The 2,097-nt window shown below is 70.4% G+C and carries 2 protein-coding genes and 1 pseudogene; 2 read left to right on the top strand and 1 reads right to left on the bottom strand.

Annotation, left to right across the window (positions count from 1 at the left end; translation table 11 throughout):
• A pseudogene (locus GJ632_RS21140) lies at positions 1–358 on the top strand (aminotransferase class I/II-fold pyridoxal phosphate-dependent enzyme); the annotation flags it as partial.
• Positions 359–521: 163 nt separating this feature from the next.
• Entirely contained in the window at positions 522–1,043 is a 522-nt protein-coding gene (locus tag GJ632_RS21135; protein ID WP_191453952.1) for a hypothetical protein, read from the top strand.
• A 71-nt stretch (positions 1,044–1,114) separates the two neighbouring features.
• On the opposite strand, the gene GJ632_RS21130 is transcribed toward GJ632_RS21135, so the two are convergent.
• Positions 1,115–2,097 (bottom strand): universal stress protein (locus GJ632_RS21130; protein WP_197428145.1); only part of this gene is annotated, 983 nt, incomplete at its 5' end.

Below are 2,097 nucleotides of genomic sequence, written 5' to 3'. Positions count from 1 at the left end.
CTCAGTACGCCGCCCTCGCCGGCGCTCACCGGCCCCGAAGCGCCCGTCCGGGAGATGAAGGCCGGCGTTCGAGCGACGGCGCGACCTGTTCGTGGAGCGAATGGGCGAGATTCCCGGCGTCTCGATGGCCCGTCCCGAGGGGGCCTTCTACGCCTTCGTGGACGTGAGCGACCTCCCGGGGACGAGCATGGACGTCGCGGAGCGACTCCTCTACGAGTACGACGTCGTCGCCGCGCCGGGAAGCGCGTTCGGCGACGCCGGTGAGGGGTACCTGCGATTCAGTTTCGCCAACGACGGCGCGCGCATCGAGACGGGACTGGCGCGGTTCGAGGAGATGGTCCGAGCGGAGACGACGTGACCGCCGAACGGACGGCGGGGAACTGACTCGGCGTTCGGCGTCCGCGCCCTGACCGGCGGTACCGGCCGGCGGCGGCCGGTGTCGGCACCGCCGAGACCTGATAGCGACCTGTCGATACAGACCGCATAACATTCGGGGTCCAGTCCGTCACCGGAGCCAGTAGATGACACGCTTGGCCCCTCTCGTCGTACTGCTTCTGGTCGTCCTCTCGGGTTGCACCGGCGTCGGTCCCGACAGCGGGTCCGGCGAGACGATTACGGACGTCAGCACGGCGGTATCGACGGCGACCGCGTCCGAGAGCGACGCGCCCACGACGACTGCGACCGCCGCGCCGACGGCGACGGACGCGTCGACGCCCGCCGAGACGGCGACGCCCACCGCAGTACCGACCACGACGCCGACGCCGGTACCGACGGACGCGTCGACGCCCACCGAGACGCGAACTCCGACGGCGACGGACACAGCGACGACGGCCGAAACACAGACCCGAACCGCGACGGCGACGGCGACGGAGACCCAGACGCCGACGACGACGCTGACAGAGACGGCAACAGAGGCAGAGACGACGACGGAGACGACGACAGAGACAGAGACGCAGACGGCGACGACGACGAAGACAGAGACAGAGACGACGACGGAGACGGTGACGAAGACAGAGACGCAGACGGCCGACGAGAGCGGATGAGGCGAGCGAACGCCTGAGACGCGGACTCGGGCGAGAGACCGCCTTCGCAGGCGGGCCTGCGGACGGGTCGGTCAGAAGGTGGCGCGTTCGAGGAACCGCCGAACGAACCCCGGCCGTCGCGACTCGTGCGGGTAGACGGTGACCGTGGTACACCCCGGACTGGGGAACGCGGGTCGGTCGTCGAACAGGGCGTCGCGAACGGCGTCTGACGACCCCCGGCGCACCAGCAGGTCGGGCTGAGACCGTCGCCCGCCGTCGGTTCGAACCGTCTCCGCGCTGACGGGGACCGACAGCAGTCGGCTCAGTTCGGACTGGTAGTCGTCTATCGTCCGAGCGCCCTCGTCGCTGCCGGTCGCGTCCGCGGGGTACCAGAGCGACAACTGGCCGTCGTTCGCGGCGACGACGCTCTCGGCGACGCCGACGGCCAGCGGGTGGTACGGTCCGTTCTCGCCGGAGAGGACCACCCGCTCCGGGCGGCCGTACCCGAGGTTGTCCACGAGGAGCACGTCACAGGGGGCGTGCCGGACGACCCAGTCGACGGGGTCACCGAACAGTCGGGACCGGAGTCGGAGCGGTTCGTGTTCCGCGACGACGGCGTCGACGCCGCGGTCGGTCGCGAGGTTGACGATGGCGTGTTTCGTATCGTGGCTCACGATTTCGTCGGCCTCGACGGCGACGCCGAACTCCTCGGAGAGCGCCTCGACTCGCCGCTCGAAGGAGCGGTCGGCGTCGGACTGGACCGTCACCTGTTCGGTGAGCGGTACCTGGTCGGGCACCTCCTCGAACCGAACGGCGACCACGCGGCCGTCGTCGGGGCGAACGACGTCGGCGGCGAACGCGACGAGCGAGCGCTCGCGCTCTTCGCTCACGTTCTTCGTGAGGGCGACGAGCACCTCGTGGGCGTTCTGGGACGCGGCTATCTCCACCTGTTCGAGGGCGTCTCTGCCGACCTGCCGCCGGACGGCGTCGGTCGCGGCGCCCTCGCGGTCCACCCGCGGCCGGACGTACAGGAGGTACCAGACGACGCTGGCGACCGTGATGACGGCCGCGCCGC

This window comes from Halogeometricum sp. CBA1124, assembly GCF_009741955.1.
Taxonomy (GTDB): domain Archaea; phylum Halobacteriota; class Halobacteria; order Halobacteriales; family Haloferacaceae; genus Halogeometricum; species Halogeometricum rufum.
The sequence above is the reverse complement of the archived record's forward strand: the minus strand, read 5'-3'. Positions and strand labels throughout refer to the sequence as shown.